The following is a 20,056-nucleotide window of genomic DNA, read 5'->3' on the forward strand; positions in this document are numbered from 1 at the left end:
ACGCGAAAAATCATCGTTTCAGTTTCGCTCTGGAAAAACGCATTATAGGGGCATGCGGCGTTCTTTTGACGTCGAGTAAAACTATATCGATAGGATCTCCTATGTTACTTTCACATCGGCAACTTTGCCTGGTGTTGCTGTGCACCACGCAATTCGTTGCCTTGCTCGATTTTTCCATCACCATGATTCCCTTGCCGCAAATCCAGCAGAGTCTGGGCTTTACGCCCGGCGGGCTGCAATGGGTGATCAATGCGTATGGCGTGGCCATCGCCGGCTTCCTGCTGCTGGGAGGGCGCGCGGCCGACATGTTTGGCCGCCGCCGCGTCTTCATCACGGGGCTGCTGCTGTTCACGGCCGCCTCGCTGCTCGGTGGTTTTTCGCACAGCCCCGCCATGCTGGTGGCCACGCGCGCGCTGCAGGGCTTCGGCGCCGCCATGTTTTCGCCGGCCGCGTTCTCGCTGCTGCTGGCCGTGTTTCCCGAGCCGGCGCAGCGCAACCGGGCGCTGGGTGCCTGGACGGCCGTGGCGGCCAGCGGCTTTGTCGCGGGACTGATCCTGGGCGGCTTCATCACGGATATGCTGGGCTGGCGCTGGGTGCTGTGGATTAACGTGCCCGTCGGCTTGCTGGTGCTGGCCCTGTCGCCGGCCTTGCCCCTGGGCCGGCCCGATGCGGATGGCGCTGCCGCTGGCGGCACGCTCGATGTGTGGGGTGCGCTGCTGGTGGCGTCGGGCGCGGCGACGCTGGTGTTTGCCTTTGCCAATAGCGAGCATGTGGGACTGGCGCATCCGCTCACGTTTGCCCTGGTCGCGCTGGCGCTGGCCCTGCTGGCGCTGTTCGTCTGGGTGGAGGGACGGGTGGCCGCGCCGCTGATGCCGCTGGCCGTCTTCCGGCGCCGCTCCACGGGCGGGGCGAATATCGTCTCCCTGCTGGCCAACACGGCCCTGGGCCCCACCTTTGTCGTCGTGGCGCTGGCCATGCAGGAAGTGCTGGGCTTCAGTGCCACGCGCACGGGGCTGGGACTGTTGCCGATGGCCGTCGCCTTTACCGTGGCCAGCGCGTGGGCCGGGCCGGCATTGATCGCCCGCTGCGGCACCAAGCCCGTCATCGTCGGCGGCATGCTGCTGTTCATCGGCGGGCTGGCCATGCTGGGCAGTTCGCTGGCCACGCTGGCTGCCTGGGGCGCCTCCATCCTGCCCGGTACCGTACTGGCCGGCATCGGCTATGGCCTGGCGTTTCCCGCCTGGACGGTGGCCGGCATCGATGGCGTGCCGGAAGCGGACCATGGCCTGGCGGGCGGCATGCTGACCACCACGCAGGAGGTCGGGTCCGCCGTGGGCCTGGCCGTGGGCGTGGCTGTCAGCATCGCCGTGCTGGCCGGCGGCGGCACGGCCGCGCAAGGCTACAGCAGCGCCATCCTCGTTTCCGCCTGCCTGGTCGTGGCGGGCCTGGCGTGCGCCGTCGCCATCCTGCCCGGCAAGGCCGCGCGCCAGGAGGCGGCGCCATGATGGAGCTCTATACCGACAGCTCGCCGAACGGTTTCAAAGCCACGATTGCGCTGGCCGAACTGGGCTTGCCATACCGGCTGCGCCACGTGCGCATCGAGCAGGGCGAACACCGGCTGTCCGCTTTCCTGGCCCTCAATCCGCACGCGCGCATCCCCGTGCTGGTCGACCACGAGACGGGCATCACCGTGTTTGAATCGGCCGCCATATTGCTGTACCTGGCCGAGAAAACGGGGCGGCTGCTGCCGAAGGCTCCCGCGCAGCGCTGGGCCGCCATCACCTGGTTGCAATTCCACGCGGCCAGCATGGGGCCGATGCTGGGCCAGCGCGTGCATTTCGAGATCGCGGGCGGAGGCGCGAATGCGGCCGCCACGGCGCACTTCCGCCAGCTGTGCGACGCCGCCCTGGCCACCATGGATGGCCGCCTGGCGGACAACGCCTACCTGGCCGGCGACGACTATTCCATCGCCGACATCGCCAGCTTCGGCTGGCTGCATATCGCCCGCATCGTCGGCTTCGAACTCGCTGACTGGCCGCACGTGGCCGCCTGGTACGCCCGCGTGGCTGCCCGTCCGGTCGTGCAGCTGGGCATCTCCATTCCCGCGCCCGCCACGGGCGCCTGATTTTTATCAAGGAACAACATGAGCATTGACATCATAGAAGGCGCTTCGTCGCAGGCTTTCACGCAGCACCGCGGCTACCGCCGCATGTTCGCGCCCGGCGCGCTCACCCTCGGCATTTATCTGCCGCTGCGTTTTTACCAGGGCGACATGCGGGCGCTGGCCGGCCAGGCGGACCTGGTCGCCGCCATGGACCGGCAAGGCTTTGCCGCCGCCTGGGTGCGCGACATTCCCCTGTTCGACCCGCGCTTCGGCGATGCGGGCCAGCTGTTCGACCCGTGGACCTATCTGGCGTATCTGGCGGCGCGCACGGATGCGCTGGCCCTGGCCACGGGCAGCGCCATTTTTACCCTTCGCCATCCCATTGACCTGGCCAAGGCGGCCGCCAGCATCGACCAGCTGTCGGGCGGGCGCCTGGTGCTGGGCACGGCGTCGGGCGACCGCGCCAGCGAATTTCCCGCGTACGGCGTGCCGCATGCCACGCGCGGCGCGCGCTATGCGCAGGCCGTGCACATGTTCCGCCAGTTGCTGCAGGCAGGCCCAGCCAGCATTGACGGCCCGCTGGGCAGCCTGGCTGGCCTCGAACTGCTGCCCAAGCCCGTGACGGGCGTCATTCCCCTGGTCGTCACCAGTTCCTCGGGCCAGCCGCTGGCGTGGATCGGGCGTCATGCCGACGGCTGGCTGACGTATCCGGAAGCGACGGATACGCCGGACGGGCCGCGCCGGCTGGCGGACAAGATCCGCGCCTGGCGCCAGTGCATCCCCGATGGCGGCTTTCGTCCGCACATGTGCAATGAGTGGCTGGACCTGGTGGACGACCCCGATTATCCGCGCACGCCCGTGCGCAGCGGCTATGTGCTGCGCACGGGGCGCAAGGGTTTGATCGACTTGCTGGGTGAATGGCGCGAAGCGGGCGTCAACCATGCGGCGCTGGGCATCCAGCATGGCCAGCGCCCGGCTGCGGAGGTGCTGCAGGAACTGGCCGAGGAGGTGCTGCCGCACTTTCCGTCGCATGCGGCGCCGTGCGGGGATATTCTTCGCTGGTAGTGGCGCTAAAACGCCTGGCTGACTGAATAAATCAGCAAGCCGGCCAGGCCGCCCACGATGGTGCCGTTGATGCGGATGAATTGCAGGTCGCGTCCGATGGCCAGTTCGATGCGTTCGCTCATTTCATCCTTGCTCCACAGGTCCAGGCGGGCGGCGATGAAGGCGCCCACTTCGCCCCGGTAGCGGCGCACCAGCGAGCCGCTGCCGGCGACGATGGCGTCGTTCAGCCATGCCCGTGCAGCTTTGTCCGTTTCCAGCACCTTGCCCGTGTTGCGTGCCAGGCTGGCGATGGCTTGCGCCAGTACGGGCTGGTCGGCGTGCAGGTCGGCCAGCAGGCGCGTGCTGATGTGCTTCCAGACGTCGCCCAGCATGGCTTGCACCGTGTCGCTGGCGACCAGCTGCAACTGGTAGCGGCGCACCGTTGCCTGCCACTGCGGGTCGGCCTTCAGGTGCAGTGCGCTGTCGGCGATCCAGCCAGCGATGCGCTGGCGCAGCGGGTGCTGCGGATCGACGCGCACGGCGAAGGCGAATTTTTGCAACGAGGCGATCATGCGGGGCTCGTACGCTTTCACGGCTTTTTTCACCAGCGCGTTCTCGATCTGGAAAGCGCCCAGCACGAAGTCGCCGATGGCGGCGTGGTGACCTTCGTCGTCCAGGTAGGCGGCGCTGCGGTCGAGCATGAAGTCCAGCAGTTCCTGCGGCTTGCCGTCGGCGATCAGCGCATCGATGCAGTCGGCCGCCACGTCCGACAGATTCAATTGTCCCAGGTAGCTGCTGGCCTGTACACGCAGCAGTCGGCCCAGCTGATCGTGATCGGCCATCGCCAGCAGCTGCCTGGCGACACTGGCGCTGGCCATGCCCAGCCGCTGCGCGTGGACCTCGTCACCGAGCCAGGCGCCCAGCCGCGCGGCGGGGTCGGCCTGCACGATGCGCTCGGCGATGCCTTGCTCGGTGATGAAATGGTTTTCCACGAAGGCGCCCAGGCTGCGGCCGATGTCCGCCTTGCTGTTCGGGATGATGGCCGTATGCCACAGGGGGATGCCCAGCGGGTGGCGGAACAGGGCGACGACGGCGAACCAGTCGGCAATCGCCCCCACCATGGCCGCTTCGGCGAACGCTTCCACATAGCCCCAGGCGGGGTGGCCGCCCCGCTGCGAACGGGCCACGGCGAAGACCAGCGCGGCCAGCAGCAGCAAGCCAACGGCCAGCCACTGCATGTTGCGCAGGCGCGCGCGCTTGAGCTGGTCCGTGCTCTGGTCCAGCTGTGCGATGAGGTCGGGGGAAGGTTGCATGGATGGCGGCCTGCAGGGTTGCGAGACCGCCATCTTACTGCGATGGCGCAGTGACGGGATTACTGTTGCGGATGCAGCAGCGAACGGCGGCGCGCGTAGCCGAAGTAGATCACCAGGCCGATCACCAGCCAGATGGAAAAGGCCACCCAGGTGACCCAGCTGAGGAAGCTCATCAGGCCCACGCACAGGATCACGGCCAGCGCCGGCACATACGGCACGCCGGGGCAGCGGAAGGCGCGCGGCAGGTCGGGACGCTTCTTGCGCAGCACCACGACAGCTATCGACACCATGGTGAAGGCGGCCAGCGTGCCGATGTTGATCAGCTCGGCGAGGATGTTGAGCGGGATCACGGCGGCGATCAGGCCGAAGACGATGCCGACCAGCCAGGTGGCGAAGAACGGCGTGTGGAAGCGCGGGTGCACGGTCGACAGGCGCTTTGGCAGCAAGCCGTCGCGCGACATGGCGAAGATGATGCGCGTCTGGCCGAAGGCCATCACGAGGATCACGGTGGTCATGCCGAGGATGGCGCCCAGGTCGACGAAGCCGGCGATCCAGTTTTCGCCCGCGTATTGCAGGGCCAGCGAGACGGGATGGTCGACGCCGAGGAATTTCTGGTATGGCACGATGCCCGTCATGATGGCCGACACCACCACGTACAGCACGGCGCACACGGCCAGTGAACCGATGATCCCGATAGGCAGGTCGCGCGACGGTTTCTTGACTTCCTCGGCGGCCGAGGTGACGGCGTCAAAGCCGATGAAGGCAAAGAAGACGAGGGCGGCGGCGCTCAGCATGCCGTGGTAGCCGAACGGCATGTAGGGCTGCCAGTTGGCCGGCTGCACGTGGCGCGCGCCGAAGATAATAAACAGCAGCACCACGCCCACCTTGATGGCGACCATGATGTTGTTCAGGCGCGCCGATTCGCGCACGCCCCAGCCCAGCATGGCCGTCAGCAGCAGCATGATGACGAGGGCCGGCAGGTTGATGAAGGTCGTCACGCCGGGCAGCGCGCCAGGTGCGGCGGTGAGTGCGACGGGCAGGGTAATGCCAAAGCCCGACAGCAGCGACTGGAAGTAGCCGGACCAGCCGACGGAGACGGCGGCAGCGGCCAGGCCGTACTCGAGCAGCAAGTCCCAGCCTATCATCCAGGCGGCCAGCTCGCCCAGGGTGGCATAGCTGTAGGTGTAGATGGAGCCGGCCACGGGCACCGTGGAGGCGAATTCCGCGTAGCACAGGGCGGCGAAGCAGCAGGCGACGGCCGCCACGACGAACGACAGCGACAGGGCGGGGCCGGCCGTCAGCGCCCCCGTGCCGGTGAGCACGAAAATGCCCGTGCCGACGATGGCGCCAATGCCCATGAGGACAAGGTCGAAGGGCCCCAGCACCTTGGCCAGTCCTCCTGGCTTCTTGCTGTGGGCAATCATGTCATCCAAATTCTTGGTTCTAAATAAGCTCACTGTGTCTCCTGGTGGTTTTTGTCATGGCGCCATTGCCGCCTCGTGAGTAGCACGACGCAGCCAGATTCTAGCCCAGGCGCCCGTGATTCCTGAAGGAAAACCGTACAGTGCCGCGCGCGCCAGCCCTGTAAACTTGCCTGGCAGGCAAAAAAAAGCCCCGGGATGATGAACCGGGGCTGGAAAGGAGACTGCTACAAATGCTTACGTGGGTTTACCTTGAAAAATGCGCCTCGATCTCTTCGAGGGTCTTGCCCTTCGTTTCAGGGAGCAAAAACGCGGCCGCCAGGAAGTACAGCACGGTGCAGCCGGCGCCAAAGAAGAACAGCGTCGAGTAACCATGCAAGCCCACGGTCGGCAGGAAGATGGCGGCGATCACCGTCGAGACGAACTGGTTGACGAGCAGGGCGATGCTCATGCCGTTCGAGCGGATGCGGGTCGGCATCAGCTCGGACAGGGCCAGCCACACGCATACGCCCGGGCCGACGGCAAAGCTGGAAACGAACACGCAGATGGCAATCGCTACCAGCCAGCCGTGCGTGGACGAGGGCACGGGGCCCAGGCTGGCCTTCTCGATGCGCAGCGGCGCTTCGCGTCCGGCGGCCGGGTCGGCGAAGGGATTCAGGTGCAGCTTGCGGAAGAACACGCCGATCACGCTGTCGGCCTGCACGGCGTCTTCGCGGGCGATGGACACCTGGCGCAGCACGGGATCGTCGCTGCGCAGGCTTTTCACGTTGGTGAACGGGCCGTAGGCGTAGGCGATGGTCAGCTGTTGCGGCGTGCCGTCGGCCGCCGCGCCCAGGGCCGTCAAGGTAGCCGCATCGAGGTGCAAGGACAGGCTGTCCGCCTGCACTTGCGCCGCGATGGCGGGGCGCACGTCGGCCAGGTGCGCTTCGGCGCCGCGGAACAGCAGGCCGGCCGCCAGCAGCGAGACGACGATGCCGCCCGTGCCCAGCATCAGCAGGAACTTGCGGCCCTTGCGGTCCACCAGCAGCACGGCCACCACCGTCATCACGGCGTTCAGTACTTTCAATAACACGTCCGCCATATTGGCCGAGGCGCCCGACAGGCCCGCCTGGTTCAGAATATTGACGACATAGGCGAGGATGGAATTGATGCCCGTCGCCTGCGTGCAGGCGAGGATCAGGCAGGCCAGCAGGAAGGGCAGCACGTAGCGGCGGCTCAGCAGCGGATCCCTGGCCTTGCCGCTTGCCTTGGCCGTATTCTCCGGCGTGTCCTGCATCTCGCGCAGTTCGATGTCGGCGGCGGCGGGCAAGCGCGTGCGCAGCAGCGACTGGCGCGCCTGCTCGATGCGGCCCCGTTGCGCCAGCCAGCGTGGCGATTCGGCCAGCAGCAGGGCGCCGATGGTAAATACGAGGCCCGGCGTCAGGCAGACCCAGAAGATGCTGCGCCAGGCGTGGTCCTTGGCCGTGAAGATGGCGGCGATGCGGCCCGCTTCCGGCAAGGCTTGCGCCGCCTGCGTGGCCGTTTCCACCGTCTGCGCTTGCAGCAGGCCGATCAGGGCGGCGGCCACCAGGCCGATGGTCAGCAGCAGCTGGAACAGGGCGGCACCGCGCCCGCGCTGTTGCGCGGGGAGGCATTCTGCCAGGTACAGGGGCACGACGACGCCGATCAAGCCGCCGCTGATGCCTTGCAGCAGACGGCCCAGCAGCAGCGGCGTGTAGCCGTCGGCCAGGGCGATCAGCGGGATGCTGGCGCTGAACAGGGCGCCGGCCAGGAACATCACCCAGCGCCGGCCCAGGATATCGGCCAGGGCGCCGGCGAACAGCGATGACAGGACGGAGCCCAGCAGCACGGCGGCGACGATAAAGCTCAGCTGCTGGGCCGTCAGTTTCCAGGCCACTGAGGCCGTCGATTCCAGGTAGGGCAGGGCACCGGCGATGATGCCGATGTCTATGCCGTACAGCAATCCCCCCATGCCGGCAATAAATAGCAGGTAGCGCATGGCCCACACGGGGGCCTTGTGTGACGTGTCGTGCATGAAAACTCCGGGACGGGGTTGAGGTTGGGGGGCTGGGTCTAGAGACTGAATCTAGCGGGTGGAAAGATCGATGGCCGTGCCTTCGACGAAGACGGACACTGGCTGCAAGTTGGCATCGAGGACGACGATATCGGCCCAGGCGCCGGGCGCCAGGCGGCCCCGTTCGGATTCGCCCAGGTAATCGGCCGGGTACAGCGACAGGCGGTTCGAGGCGTCGGCCAGGTCCAGGCCCAGGTCGACGAAATTGCGCAGCGCCTGGTCCATGGTCAGCACGCTGCCGGCCAGCGAGCCCGTTGCCAGGCGCACGCAGCCCAGGCATTTGTAGACGCGCTGCGTGCCCAGGCCGTATTCGCCATCGGGCATGCCGGTGGCCGAGGTGGCGTCCGTCACGCCGTACAGGCGCGGGATGGCGCGCAGGGCCGCGCGCAGGGCGCCCTTGGCCACGTGCTGCAGGTCGGGGATGATTTCCGCGTATTCCGCATGCGCCAGCGCCGCACCCACCATGCCGGGGTCGTAATGCGTCATGCCCGTCATGCCGTTGTACAGGTGCGTAAAGCCGGAAACGCCGGCCTGCAACGCCGCGACGCCTTCGTCATACGTGCCGGCGCTGTGGCCGATCTGCACGCGGATGCCCATCGCCGCCAGTTGCGGGATCAGTTCCAGGTGGCCGGGGATTTCCGGCGCCATGGTCAAGACCTTGATGGGGGCGATGGCGTGAAAGCGCTGCACCAGCGCCAGACTGGCCTGCACCACGTCGGGCGGCTGCGCGCCCAGGCGGTGCAGGTTCAGGAACGGGCCCTCCAGGTGCACGCCCAGCATGCGCGCGCCGTTGGCCGGGCGCTCGGCGATGACGCCGGCCAGGCCTTGCAGGGCGCGCAGGATCGATGGCTCCTTGGCTGTCAGGGTCGTGCCCAGGAGGGCCGTGGTGCCGTGGCGCGCATGCACCTGCGCCACGGTGGCGCCGGCGTCGCCGCCCTCCATGATGTCGACGCCGGCCGCGCCATGCACGTGCAGGTCGATGAAGCCGGGCAGGATGGTCAGCGCGCTGTCGGCGGCAGGGTCTTTCTGTATCTGGACGATGCGCTGGTCAAAAGTGATGGTGCCCGTGATCCAGCCAGATGGGGTAAGGATTCTGCCGCTCAGCATGTGTTATTCCGCTATAAAAAGTTCGATGCCCAGCTTTTGCAGCCCTTCGCGGTACTCCTGGCTGATGCTGGCATCGGTGATGACGGTATCGACCCGGTCCAGCTGCACGATGCGGTGCAGGCTGACGCGGCCGAACTTGGAGGCGTCCGTGAGGACGATGATTTTCTTCGCCCGTTCCACCATCTTGTGGTTCAGGCTTGCTTCCGCTTCGTGGTGGGTGGTCACGCCAAATTGCAGGTCGAAGCCGTCCACGCCCAGGAACAGCTTGTCGAAGCTGTACGCCTGCAGGCAGGTTTCCGCCTGGCTACCCTGGATCGACAGCGACTGCTTGCGCAGCAGGCCGCCGGTCAGGATCAGGTCCACGCCCGGCGCGTCGGCCAGTTCCCACGCGATGTTCAGGCCATTCGTCGCTACCGTCACGCCCGTCGCATCGCGCAGATGGCGCGCCAGCGAAATGGTGGTGGTGCCCGAGTCGATGATGATGTTGTCGCCCGGTTCCACCAGCCGCGCCGCATAGGCGCCGATGCGCTCCTTCTGCTCGTGGTTGATGGCGTCCTTCTGGCGTATCGTGTGCTCGGGCGGCGGCGTGCGCGTCAGGGTCGCGCCGCCGTGGCTGCGCGTGGCCATGCCTTGCGCTTCCAGCGCATTCAAGTCGCTGCGGATGGTGACCGCGGACACGCCGAGCTTTTCCACCAGATCGGTCACCTGCACCGAGCCCTGCTGGGCAAGCATTTGGAGGATGGATTCACGGCGTTGGCTGGTATTTCGCATGGTGGCGGGCTCAGTAAAAAATGAAAAATACCGAGCTTAACAGATTGCCGCTTCGGCAATGACGGCCACTGCCGCATTGCGGTTGCAGGCGCGCGCATATTGCGCCAGCAAGCTGCCGATCTTGTGCTCGATCAAGGCTGGTGCCTGCGCTGGCAAACTGCCCTGCACCACGGCCAGGTACTGTTCCGGCAAATGCTGGCTCAGCAGCGGCAGCGGAATGGCCACGGCGTCCAGGTTGGCCAGCAGCTTGCCCACGGCGGCCGCCACTTCCGGCTCGCCCCAGTAGTAGCGGCAACGGTCGCTCAAGCCGTAGCGGCGCATCAATCGCTGTTCTTCCGGCGTGCCCAGGTAATGCTTGATCCAGTTCTTCGGCTTGGCCACCATCACGTCGTCGAGCACCTGCATCAGCTGCGAGGTGGCGTGCGCCGGCAGCAGTTCTTCCTCGATCTGGCACAGGGCGAACAGCGCCTCGCGCAGGGCGAAGGTGGCGGCGGGCCCCACTTTCAGGATGGCGAAGTGGTCGCGCACCATGGCATGCAGGGCCGACTCGCGCTGGTAGTCGGTGGAATGGGCTTCGAACACGAGGCCAGGCTGTTCGGCGACAAAGGCCGACAGCTCGGTGGCGGCGTTCGCGTCGTAATGCTGGATGCTGCTCTGGTCGAAATCGACGCCCGGCTGCACCACCATGGCGATGACCCGGCGCCAGGCGCCATGCAGGTCGTTCTCGAGAAACGCGCGGCGGTGCACGTCGAGGGTGCGGCGCGCCGCTTGCGGGCTGGTGACGGCGCCGGCCTGCGCCAGCGACGCTTCGCCGCCGGGAATCGGCACTTCCGTGCCGATCACGTAGACGGGCGGCGCGAAGCCGGCGGCGGCCGCCGCTTCCTCGGCGACGATGCACAGGCGCGCCGAACGGGCGGCCACGGTTTCATCGTCGAGCTGCAAGGGGTCATCAATGCAGCGCATGCTGCAATCGAGGTGGATCTTGTGGAAACCGGCCGACGCATACGCGGCGATCAGGGTTTCGGCGTGATTCATCGCGGTGGCCGCATCGAGGTGCTGCCAGGCGTTCGGACCCAGATGGTCGCCGCCCAGCACGAGGCGGCTGGCGGGAAAACCCTGTTCGCGGGCCAGTGCCAGCATGGTGTCGCGGAAAACGGCCGGCGTCATGCCAGTGTAGCCGCCGAACTGGTCGACCTGGTTCGACGTCGCCTCGACCAGCAGCACGGTGTCGTACTCGCTGGCCACGCGCATGGCGGCGCGCAGCACGCTCGGGTGGCTGCAGCAGACGGCGTACAGTCCCACGCGCTCGCCGCGGCGGTGCGCCTTGATCACTTGCTGGATCGGGGACAGGGTAAAAGTCGGGTTTTCCGCTTGCTTCATCATGTTGACGCCTTTGTATGTTGTCGTATCAAAAGGGCCGCGCCGCGCGCGCCGCCGGCATCGCCAAAGCGGGGCGGCAGGATAGGCGGCACGTGCACGCCGGGGAACAGGTGGCGCTTGACGGCGGCCGGCAGCTTGTCGTACAGGTGCGGCAGCTTGGACAGGCCGCCGCCGAGCACGATGACGTGCGGGTCATAGGCCAGCACCAGGCCGGCCAGCGCGTGGCCAAGCACATCGAGGTGCACGGCCACCGTGCGCTGGGCCACGGCATCGCCCATGTTGGCGCGCGCCACGATGGCCAAAGGCTCTGCGCCGTCGCCGCCAAAGTGCGCGTGGATTTTGCGCATGGCGGGGCCGGAGACATAGCGCTCCAGGCAGCCCGCCTTGCCGCATGGGCAGGGGTAATCGGCCAAGCCATGCTGCGCCAGCAGGGTGGCGGGCAGGCTCCAGTGGCCCCATTCGCCGGCCACGCCGTTAAAGCCGCGCAGCAGCTGGCCACCCACGCAATAGCCGCCGCCAGCGCCCGTGCCGAGGATGGCGCCGAACATGCTGGCGGCATTGTCGGCCGCGCCGCCTTGCGCTTCCGACAGGGCGAAGCACTGGCAATCGTTGCCGATGGCGACAGGACGTTTCAAGGCCTGCTGCAGGGTTTGCGCCACCAGGCGGCCGTTCAGGGCCGGCACGTTGGAGCTCAGTTGCCGGCCGCTGGCGCTGTCGATCACGCCGGGCAGGCCGATGCCGACAGGCGCCGTCGTGCCCAGGGCGGCGTCGCCGCGCGCCACCAGGTCGACGATGGCTTGCACGAAGGCGGCAAAATCGTCGCCCGGCGTGGCCACGCGTTCGCGGAACACTTCCGTCAGCGCGCCGTCGCGGTCGGCAAAGGCGACCAGCTCCATCTTGCTGCCGCCGATGTCGATGCCGTGATAGCCGGCTGTGTGATTAGAATTGGTCATGGCCATAGATGGTGACGCCCTGCACGACACGGTTGACGATGCCGCCGGCGAATGGATTGTCGGGGCGCAGTTGCAGCAGCGCGGACTGGTGCAGCGCATATTGCTGCGCCATCAGCAGCCACAGCGGAGCCAGCCAGGCGTCGGGCCAGGCCGGCGCATCGGCTGATAGGTCGCCGCCGATGCCCACGGTCAGGCAGCGCTGCGCCACGCTGTCGCGCTGCAGTTCTTTCAATAGGTCGTCTTCGTACTGGCGCGCCAGCGGCTTGCTGCTGCGCAGCAGGATCACCAGCGACTCCGTGGTGACGGCCGATTTCGGGCCGTGGCGGAAACCGAGCGGCGTATTCGCCATCGCCATCACGCGGCCACCCGTCAATTCCAGTATCTTCAATGCCGCTTCCTTGGCCAGCGCTTCCAGCGGGCCGCTGCCCAGGTAGACCACGCGCTGCACGGATGTTGATCCCAGGTCCGCCACGGGGGCCGACCAGCCGCGCAAGGCTTGCTCGCCCAGCTGCGCCAGGGTCTCCAGGCGGTCCAGATCCGTGTCCTTGCCCAGTACCGACAGGGCTGCCAGCAGCATGCTGCTAAAGCTGCTGGTCATGGCGAAGCCGCGGTCGCAGCTGCCTTCCGGCATCAGCAGGTTATACGTATTACTGTCGTTCGCGCCCTGGCGCGCCAGCTTGCCGTCCGCGTTGCAGGTGATGTTCAGGAAGCGCGCGCCGGGCACGACCTGGCGCAGCAGTTCCACGGCAGCCAGGCTTTCCGGGCTGTCGCCGCTGCGGGCAAACGAGACGAGCAGGGTGGGTGCGTCCGCTTCCAGATACAGCTCATGGTGCGTCAGCAAAGTCGTGGTGGCGATGGCGCGGATCTGCGCAGGCCATGCCGCATTCAGGGTATCGACGACGATTTCGCCCACATAGGCCGAGCTGCCAGCGCCCGTCAGGATGACGCGTTGCTGCGGATTGGACAGCGCGTCGCCGAGGAAGGCGGCCAGGGCCGCTTGTTCGTTGCGCAAAATAGTGGCCAGCGCGCGCCAGATGGCTGGCTGGTGCGCGATTTCCTCGGCCGTGTGCAGGCCGCCGATGTCGCGCCAGGTTTGAATGTCACGCTGAAGAAGGGTAGTCATGGAGTGTCAGTAAAGTGTTTGTTGGAGAAAGCATAAATACTAAATTTCGAAAAGTCAAATACGAAAGTAAAACGAAAGTAAATAGTTGTGCGCCTTGCGAAATAATGTCGTTTTAAAGGCCGTGAAACATGCTGCGGTGCAGCGCAAAAGCATGTGTCGGCGCGGCCTGTCGCTGAAATACGACGATAACGAAAGATTGCGCTGTGGAATTTGAGTGAAACGTAAGATAAATTGGCTTATTTTAGGCATTTTATTAATAAATTGGCGCCATAACTTTCTTTTGGTTGACGATATTTATTTTTCTTCTTAAAGTAATTTCATTGAATCACTTCTGAAAGTCAGCAGATGAACCCTCTCCCGCTTCCCCGCCGCGTCCTTGCCGCCTGTGTCCTCGCCGCCCTTGCCACCCTGGCTGCCCCCGGCCTGCATGCCGCGGCCATCGGCAATCTGCAGTCGCTCTCCGCCGTGCGCGCGGCCGACGTGGCCAAGGGCGAGGCAGTGGGCTGGGATGTGCGCAGCGATACGGGCATGCAGCTGCGTATCAGCCTGCCGCAGGCGGACGTGCTGCGCATCCAGGCGGGCGGCAAGGGCGGCTTGACAGGGCCGGGCGACAAGGCCGCGCCCATCGTCGTGGGCCAGCCTGCCGCGCAGGTGGCGTACCAGATCAATGAACAGCCCGACCACATCCTGATCAGCACTGATGCCTTGAGCCTGCGCATCGACCGCAAACCGTTGCGCTTTACCCTGCTGCGCAAGGGCGACGCGGTGCCCCTGTGGCGCGAGGTGCAGCCGCTGTCGCTCGACGACAAACAGGGCGTGCAAGTATTATCGAGCCTGCCGGGCGAGCGGTACTTTGGCGGCGGCCAGCAGAATGGCCGCTTCGAATTCAAGGGCAAGCAGGTGCCCGTGTCGTATTCGGGCGGCTGGGAAGAGGGCGACCGGCCGAATCCCGCGCCATTCTTGATGAGTTCACGGGGCTGGGGCATGCTGCGCAATACCTGGGCAGACGGCAATTACGACTTGCGCGACCAGGAGCAGATATCGCTGCAGCACGCAGAAGGCCGCTTCGATGCGTATTTCTTCGTCGGCAAGGATCTGCGCGACGTCGTCGCCCGCTACACGGACTTGACGGGCCGCGCGCGCATGCTGCCCCGCTGGGCACTGGAATACGGCGACGCCGATTGCTACAACGATGGCGACAACGTGAAAAAGCCCGGCTCCGTGCCGAAGGGCTGGACGGACGGCCCCACGGGCAAGACGCCGGACGTGGTGGACAGCGTGGCGCGCCAGTACCGCGAACACGACATGCCGGGCGGCTGGATCCTGCCCAACGACGGTTATGGCTGCGGCTACACGAACTTGCCGGAAACGGTGAAGGGCCTGGCAGGCTATGGCTTCCGCACGGGCCTGTGGACGGAAAACGGCGTCGACAAGATCGCCTGGGAAGTGGGCCAGGCGGGCAGCCGCGTGCAAAAGCTGGACGTGGCGTGGACGGGCAAGGGCTACCAGTTCGCCATGGATGCGAACAAGTCGGCGTATGACGGCATCCTGAACAACTCCGACAGCCGCCCGTTCCTGTGGACGGTGATGGGCTGGGCCGGCATCCAGCGCTACGCCGTGGCATGGACGGGCGACCAGAGCGCCAGCTGGGATTACATCCGCTGGCACATCCCGACCCTGATCGGTTCGGGCCTGTCCGGCCAGGCGTATGCGTCCGGCGACGTGGACGCCATCTTTGGCGGCAGCCCGGAAACCTATCTGCGCGACTTGCAGTGGAAAAGTTTTACGCCCGTCCTGATGGGCATGTCCGGCTGGGCTGCGGCCGAGCGCAAGCATCCGTGGTGGTTCGAGCAGCCGTACCGCGACATCAACCGCCGCTATCTGAAGCTCAAGATGCGTTTGACGCCGTATATGTATACCCTCGTGCGCGAAGCCGAACAATCGGGCGCGCCGCTGGTGCGCGGCCTGATGTGGGATTACCCGCAAGACCCGGCCGCCTACACGGAAGCGTATAAATATCAATTCCTGCTGGGCCGCGACGTGCTGGTGGCGCCTGTCTACCGCAGCCAGGCCGTCAGCGGCGGCTGGCGCAAGGGCATCCACCTGCCGCAGGGTACCTGGTACGACTACTGGGATGGCCGCCAGGCCACGGCGGAGGCGCAAGGGCGCGACCTGGATATGCAGGTCACGCTGGACAAGCTGCCCGTGTTCGTGCGCGCCGGCGCCATCCTGCCCATGTATCCGGAAATGCTGTACGACGGCCAGAAGCCGAAGGACCAGCTCACGCTCGACGTGTATCCGCACGGCGATTCCGACTACACCTTGTATGAAGACGACGGCAACACGCGCCAGTACCAGGGCGGCGCCTTCAGCCAGCAAGTCATCCGCATGCGCCAGGCGGGCGCCGACGTGCAGGTCGACATCGGCGCCGTCGATGGCAAGTACCAGGGCCAGGAAGGGCGCCGCGGCTATGCGCTGCGCATGCTGGCCGGCCAGGCCCCGGCCGCCGTGCGCGCCGGCGAACGGCTGATCGCGGCATTCGCCGACCGTGCCGCCTACGACAAGGCGTTGGACGGCTGGTTCTTCGATGCGGCCGATCGAAAAGGCACCCTGCACGTGAAAGTGGCGGCGCAGGACATCCGCCAGCCTTTGATGCTGCAAGTCGCCGGCGCGCTGGCCGTGGCGCGAGCCGACGCCGACTTCCCGGCCGCCCCCGTGCCGGGCCGCGCCTTGCCGGCCGACGCCATGCAGGTGGTGGCGCGTCCTGCGGAAGAAAGCGGCTACCCGCTGGAAAACGCCTTCGATGGCAAGCCGGAGACGTGGTTCCGTACCGTGCGCAGCCCGTCCGTGAAAAGCGGTCCGCACGAATGGGTGGTCGGCTTTACGGAACGGCGCCTGGTGGACGGCATCGAACTGGCGCCGCGCAACGACCAGCACTGGAAGCATGGCCAGGTGCGCGATTATGAAATCTACATCGGCGACAACAACGGCGAGTGGGGCGCTCCGCTGGCACGCGGCACACTGAAACTGCAAGAGGGAACGCAGACCATCAGCTTCCCCGCCACGGCCGGGCGCCTGCTGCGCTTCCGCGTGATGAGCACGCAAAATCCGGAAGGCGATGGCGCGGCGTCCCTGGACCCGATGGTGACGGCGGCGCAAGGCGCGCCGGTGGCGCGCGCGTTCGATGCGGCGCTGGCGACCGACGTGGCGCCCGTTACCTTGTCCGAATTCCGCGTGCTCGAACACCGCGTGGCCGAAGGCGCGGAGGTGCAGCGCTATCTGTCGGACCTGGCGCTGCCGAAGAATATCGCGAAAGACCGGCCAGCCGGCAAGGCGGCCGAGATGCGCATGAACGGGCTGTGGTTCCGCAAGGGCCTCGGCGTGGGACCTGCCAGCCGCATCGACTTGCAGCTGGCGGGCAACTGGAATCTGCTGCGCGCCGACCTGGGCGTGGACGATAGCTGCCGCAGCGCGGGCGGCTTGCAATTCCAGGTCTGGAGCGGTGAGCGGCTGCTGTACGACAGCGGCCTGGTCACGGCTCCCGGGGTGGTCAAACCCGAAATCGACGTGCGCGGCCTGAGCCAGCTCAGTTTGCGCACCCTGGGCGCGCGCGGCGCCCGAGCGGCCCAGGTCTGCGGCAACTGGGCCAATGCCGTGCTGACCGGCACGGAGGGCGCGACGGTCAAGCCGCGCTAGGCACTCAATCATTTCACTAAAAACGAGCCCCTCTTCGGACCGGGGAGGGGCTCTTGCAGCCTGACGAAAACAAATCACTTATAAAAAGGGAGATGGGAATGCACTTGAAAAAACTGATGGCCGCCATGGCGGCGGTAGGATTGGGCTCAACTGCGCTGGCATCAATGGCGCTGGCAGCGGAGGAGGAGAAACTGGCGCGCGTCGAAGTGACGGGTTCCAGCCTGAAGCGCATCAACGCGGAAACGGCGTCGCCGGTACAGGTGATCAACGCCAAGCAGATCGAAAACATGGGCGCGCTCACCTTGCTGCAAGTGCTGGACAACCTGCCCGCGGCCCGTCCGGCGCAGCAGGACTTCCGCTCGATGTTCACGGGTTCCGATGGCGGCTCGCAAGCGAACTTGCGCGGCCTCGGTGCGCAGGGCACCCTGGTGCTGCTGAATGGCCGCCGCCTGTCGTTCTATGGCGCGCCGGCCGGTTTCCAGACCATGTTCGTCAATATCGACGCCATTCCCGCCGCCGCCATCGAGCGCATGGAGATTTTGACGGACGGTGCGTCGGCCGTATATGGCTCCGATGCCGTGGCCGGCGTCATCAACGTGATCACCAAGAAGTCGTATCAGGGCCTGGAAGCGCGCGCCAATGGCGAATTTTCGCCCAGCGTGAAAGCCTATGGCGAGCGCCAGGCCAGCGTGCTGTATGGCCTGGGCGACCTGGCCAGCGACGGCTACAACATCTACGGTTCCGTGAACGTCTACCAGCGCGACCGCATCGCGCTGGCCGATACCTGGCGCAAGCGTCCCGCGTATTTTTATGCGAACAATCCCAATTTCATCCCGAACATGCGCGTGGGCGTGGGCAGCGAACCGGGCACGATGAATCCCGGGACCTTTTTTGTCTTCGACAAGGCGAAGAACAATGCGCGCACCCAGCGCGCCGTCAATGGCTGCAACAACAGCATCACCGAAGCGTCGGGCACGCGCTGCGTGTGGAATGCGCTACCCAACCAGCTTGACACGGGGCCTACCTCGGAGCGCGCCACGGCTTACCTGAGCGGCCGGCTGAAACTCGGCGGCGACATGGAAGCGTTCGCGGAAGGCGCGTTCACTCACATCAAGATGCGCGGCGAGAATGGTCCGTCCAGCTTCAATAGCGGCAGCACGAATAACTGGTTCGCGCGCAATACGGGCAATACCCTGAATACCTTCGCCACGCCTTTCCTGAGCCCGAACAACGTCTACCTGAAAGGCAAGCTCGATGCCGATATGGTGGCGAAGATGGGCGGCGCGGCCGGCTTGAATTACCTGCTGCAGGATGCGACGGGCCACTTCGGCCAGAAGAATGTCGATGAAAACTACCGCGCGCTCGTCGGCCTGCGCGGCAGCATCGGCGGCGGCTGGGATTTTGAAACGGCGCTCAGCGTGGCGGGCAGCCATTCGACCCTGTTCCAGACGGCGAACATCAACATCAAGGGATTCGAGCAGGCGTTCGGCCCGTTCAAGGAGGATCCCGTCAGCGGCCGCACCTATATCTCCGACAATCCCGCCTACAAGTTCGGTGAAATCAGTGCAGCCAATGCGGCGCTGGTGCGCGCGGCCTACCCGACCTTCGCCATCGAATCGTGGACCAAGCTGATGACGTGGGATGCGAAGCTGGAAGGCACCCTGTTCAAGCTGGGCGAGCGCGAAGTGCGCGCCGCCGTGGGCACCAACATCATGCGCGAGAGCTTCCTCACGCCCGGCAACGCGGATGCGGCGAATGGCTTGATTACGCAGCAGGGCGGTTCCTGGTTCGATGGCCGGCGCACCATCGCGGCCGTGTTTGGCGAAGTGGTGGTGCCGCTCAGCGATACCCTGGAAGTCAACGCGGCCGCGCGCCTGGACAAATACCCGCACTTCGCCGCCAACCTCGCGCCCAAGCTGGGCGTGATCTGGCGCGCGCGGCCCGAGCTGATGCTGCGCGGGACGTATTCGGAAGGCTTCCGCGCACCCAACCTGGCCGAATCGGGAACGGGCGGCGTCTTTGCGCAGGTGGGCGGCATCCGCGACACGGTGCGCTGCGACGAAACGAATGCCATGGCGCGCGCCCTGATGAAGTCCGCGGTGGCGACGGATGCGGACCTGGGCAAGAGTTTGCTCAATTCGAACTGCTCCACGACGGTGGGCGGCCTGACGCCGCCGAACCAGAATCTGCGTCCGGAAAAGGCGAAGATATCGACCGTGGGCCTGGTGCTGCAGCCGGCCAAGGACGTGAGCATCTCCATCGATTACTGGTTCATCAACCGCCGCGACGAAATCGTGCGCCAGGACTTCAACGAGCTGTTTACGGAGCTGGTGGCCAAATACGGCCCGACCCTGGCCGGCACGCCCAGCGCCATCCGCAACGACCTGACGGATACGGACCGGGGCAACGTCGCGGCCGTGGCGGCCATGTGCGCCAATCCCGCCAATGCGGGCGTGTGCGCGGGCGGCCTGCCCGGCTACTCGGTGGGTAACCTGGGCGGCTTGATCAACTCGTATTCGAACCGTGGCCGCACCCTGATGGATGGCGTGGACATCGATGCGCGCACGCGCTTTGCGCTCGGCGACTGGGGCAAGCTGAGCACTGGCATCGCGGCCACCATCCGCAAGCGCGACACCCATGACAGCGAAGACGGCAGCGACATCAAGGGCAACACCGTTGGCTACTACGATTCGCCGCGCTACCGCGCCACCGTCAACGCCGACTGGAGCTACCGCAACTTCGTCAGCAGCGTCTTTATCAACTATTCGGGCAAGACGCGCTGGGCGTATGGTCCCTGGGACAAGGACAACACGCCGGAAAACTGCACTGCCGCCTCGGTGGCCTTGCCTGCCGGCCAGTGCAAGGGTGCGCCGTCATACACCACGGTGAACCTGGCCTTCAGCTGGAAGCCGCTGAAGAACCTGGACGTGGGCCTGAACGTGAAAAACGCGTTCAACAAGCAGCCGTACTATGACCCGAACGGCTGGGAAGGCTACAACCATAGCCAGGACCTGTTCGGCCGCCAGTTCGCCCTGTCGGCCAGCTACAAGTTCTTTTAAAGCGTGACGAT

Annotated in this window: 13 protein-coding genes; 5 read left to right on the plus strand and 8 right to left on the minus strand. The window is 66.0% G+C overall.

Annotated features, from left to right (window positions below; genetic code table 11):
- The first annotated feature begins 101 nt into the window (after positions 1-101).
- Genes LSO07_RS14320 through LSO07_RS14330 form a run of 3 tightly spaced genes read left to right on the plus strand, consistent with a single transcriptional unit; the run spans position 102 to position 3,169 of the window.
- Positions 102-1,505: an MFS transporter gene (locus tag LSO07_RS14320; protein ID WP_151094909.1), complete on the plus strand. Its 1,404-nt coding sequence runs from the start codon at positions 102-104 to the stop codon at positions 1,503-1,505.
- Positions 1,502-2,125 carry a glutathione S-transferase family protein gene (locus LSO07_RS14325; protein ID WP_151094912.1) on the plus strand — a complete coding sequence of 208 codons (624 nt, stop codon included), beginning with the start codon at positions 1,502-1,504 and terminating at the stop codon, positions 2,123-2,125. The genes LSO07_RS14320 and LSO07_RS14325 overlap by 4 nt, the downstream gene beginning before the upstream one ends.
- Positions 2,126-2,143: 18 nt before the next feature.
- Positions 2,144-3,169 carry an LLM class oxidoreductase gene (locus tag LSO07_RS14330; RefSeq protein ID WP_151094914.1) on the plus strand — a complete coding sequence of 342 codons (1,026 nt, stop codon included), beginning with the start codon at positions 2,144-2,146 and terminating at the stop codon, positions 3,167-3,169.
- A gap of 5 nt (positions 3,170-3,174) precedes the next feature.
- Here LSO07_RS14330 and LSO07_RS14335 read toward each other — a convergent pair whose 3' ends face one another.
- From LSO07_RS14335 to LSO07_RS14370, 8 genes are all read right to left on the minus strand, one after another.
- On the minus strand, positions 3,175-4,461 hold the full coding sequence (locus LSO07_RS14335) for a DUF445 domain-containing protein (RefSeq protein WP_151094916.1): 1,287 nt from the start codon (positions 4,459-4,461) through the stop codon (positions 3,175-3,177).
- A 59-nt stretch (positions 4,462-4,520) separates the two neighbouring features.
- The gene (locus LSO07_RS14340) at positions 4,521-5,918 is read right to left on the minus strand and encodes an amino acid permease (protein ID WP_092613605.1); all 1,398 of its coding nucleotides are present in this window, start codon (positions 5,916-5,918) and stop codon (positions 4,521-4,523) included.
- Between the two features lie 211 nt (positions 5,919-6,129).
- Positions 6,130-7,917 carry an MFS transporter gene (locus LSO07_RS14345; RefSeq protein ID WP_151094918.1) on the minus strand — a complete coding sequence of 596 codons (1,788 nt, stop codon included), beginning with the start codon at positions 7,915-7,917 and terminating at the stop codon, positions 6,130-6,132.
- A gap of 51 nt (positions 7,918-7,968) precedes the next feature.
- Positions 7,969-9,063 carry an N-acetylglucosamine-6-phosphate deacetylase gene (locus LSO07_RS14350; RefSeq protein ID WP_151094920.1) on the minus strand — a complete coding sequence of 365 codons (1,095 nt, stop codon included), beginning with the start codon at positions 9,061-9,063 and terminating at the stop codon, positions 7,969-7,971.
- Between the two features lie 3 nt (positions 9,064-9,066).
- Complete coding sequence (locus tag LSO07_RS14355) at positions 9,067-9,834, minus strand: DeoR family transcriptional regulator (protein ID WP_034781637.1); 768 nt, start codon at positions 9,832-9,834, stop codon at positions 9,067-9,069.
- A 36-nt stretch (positions 9,835-9,870) separates the two neighbouring features.
- On the minus strand, positions 9,871-11,214 hold the full coding sequence (locus tag LSO07_RS14360) for a D-tagatose-bisphosphate aldolase, class II, non-catalytic subunit (RefSeq protein WP_208672505.1): 1,344 nt from the start codon (positions 11,212-11,214) through the stop codon (positions 9,871-9,873).
- On the minus strand, positions 11,214-12,167 hold the full coding sequence (locus tag LSO07_RS14365) for an ROK family protein (RefSeq protein ID WP_034781636.1): 954 nt from the start codon (positions 12,165-12,167) through the stop codon (positions 11,214-11,216). Before LSO07_RS14365 ends, LSO07_RS14360 begins: the two co-directional genes overlap by 1 nt.
- Positions 12,154-13,290: an SIS domain-containing protein gene (locus tag LSO07_RS14370; RefSeq protein WP_151094922.1), complete on the minus strand. Its 1,137-nt coding sequence runs from the start codon at positions 13,288-13,290 to the stop codon at positions 12,154-12,156. The genes LSO07_RS14365 and LSO07_RS14370 overlap by 14 nt, the downstream gene beginning before the upstream one ends.
- A gap of 345 nt (positions 13,291-13,635) precedes the next feature.
- On the opposite strand from LSO07_RS14370, the gene LSO07_RS14375 reads away from it, so the two are divergent.
- Positions 13,636-16,986, plus strand: a complete 3,351-nt coding sequence (locus LSO07_RS14375; RefSeq protein ID WP_225317304.1) for a TIM-barrel domain-containing protein — start codon at positions 13,636-13,638, stop codon at positions 16,984-16,986.
- A 98-nt stretch (positions 16,987-17,084) separates the two neighbouring features.
- Positions 17,085-20,045, plus strand: a complete 2,961-nt coding sequence (locus tag LSO07_RS14380; RefSeq protein ID WP_151094924.1) for a TonB-dependent receptor plug domain-containing protein — start codon at positions 17,085-17,087, stop codon at positions 20,043-20,045.
- Positions 20,046-20,056 lie beyond the last annotated feature (11 nt).

Origin of the sequence: Janthinobacterium sp. PLB04 (assembly GCF_021165895.1) — a bacterium.
Taxonomy (GTDB): domain Bacteria; phylum Pseudomonadota; class Gammaproteobacteria; order Burkholderiales; family Burkholderiaceae_D; genus Janthinobacterium; species Janthinobacterium lividum.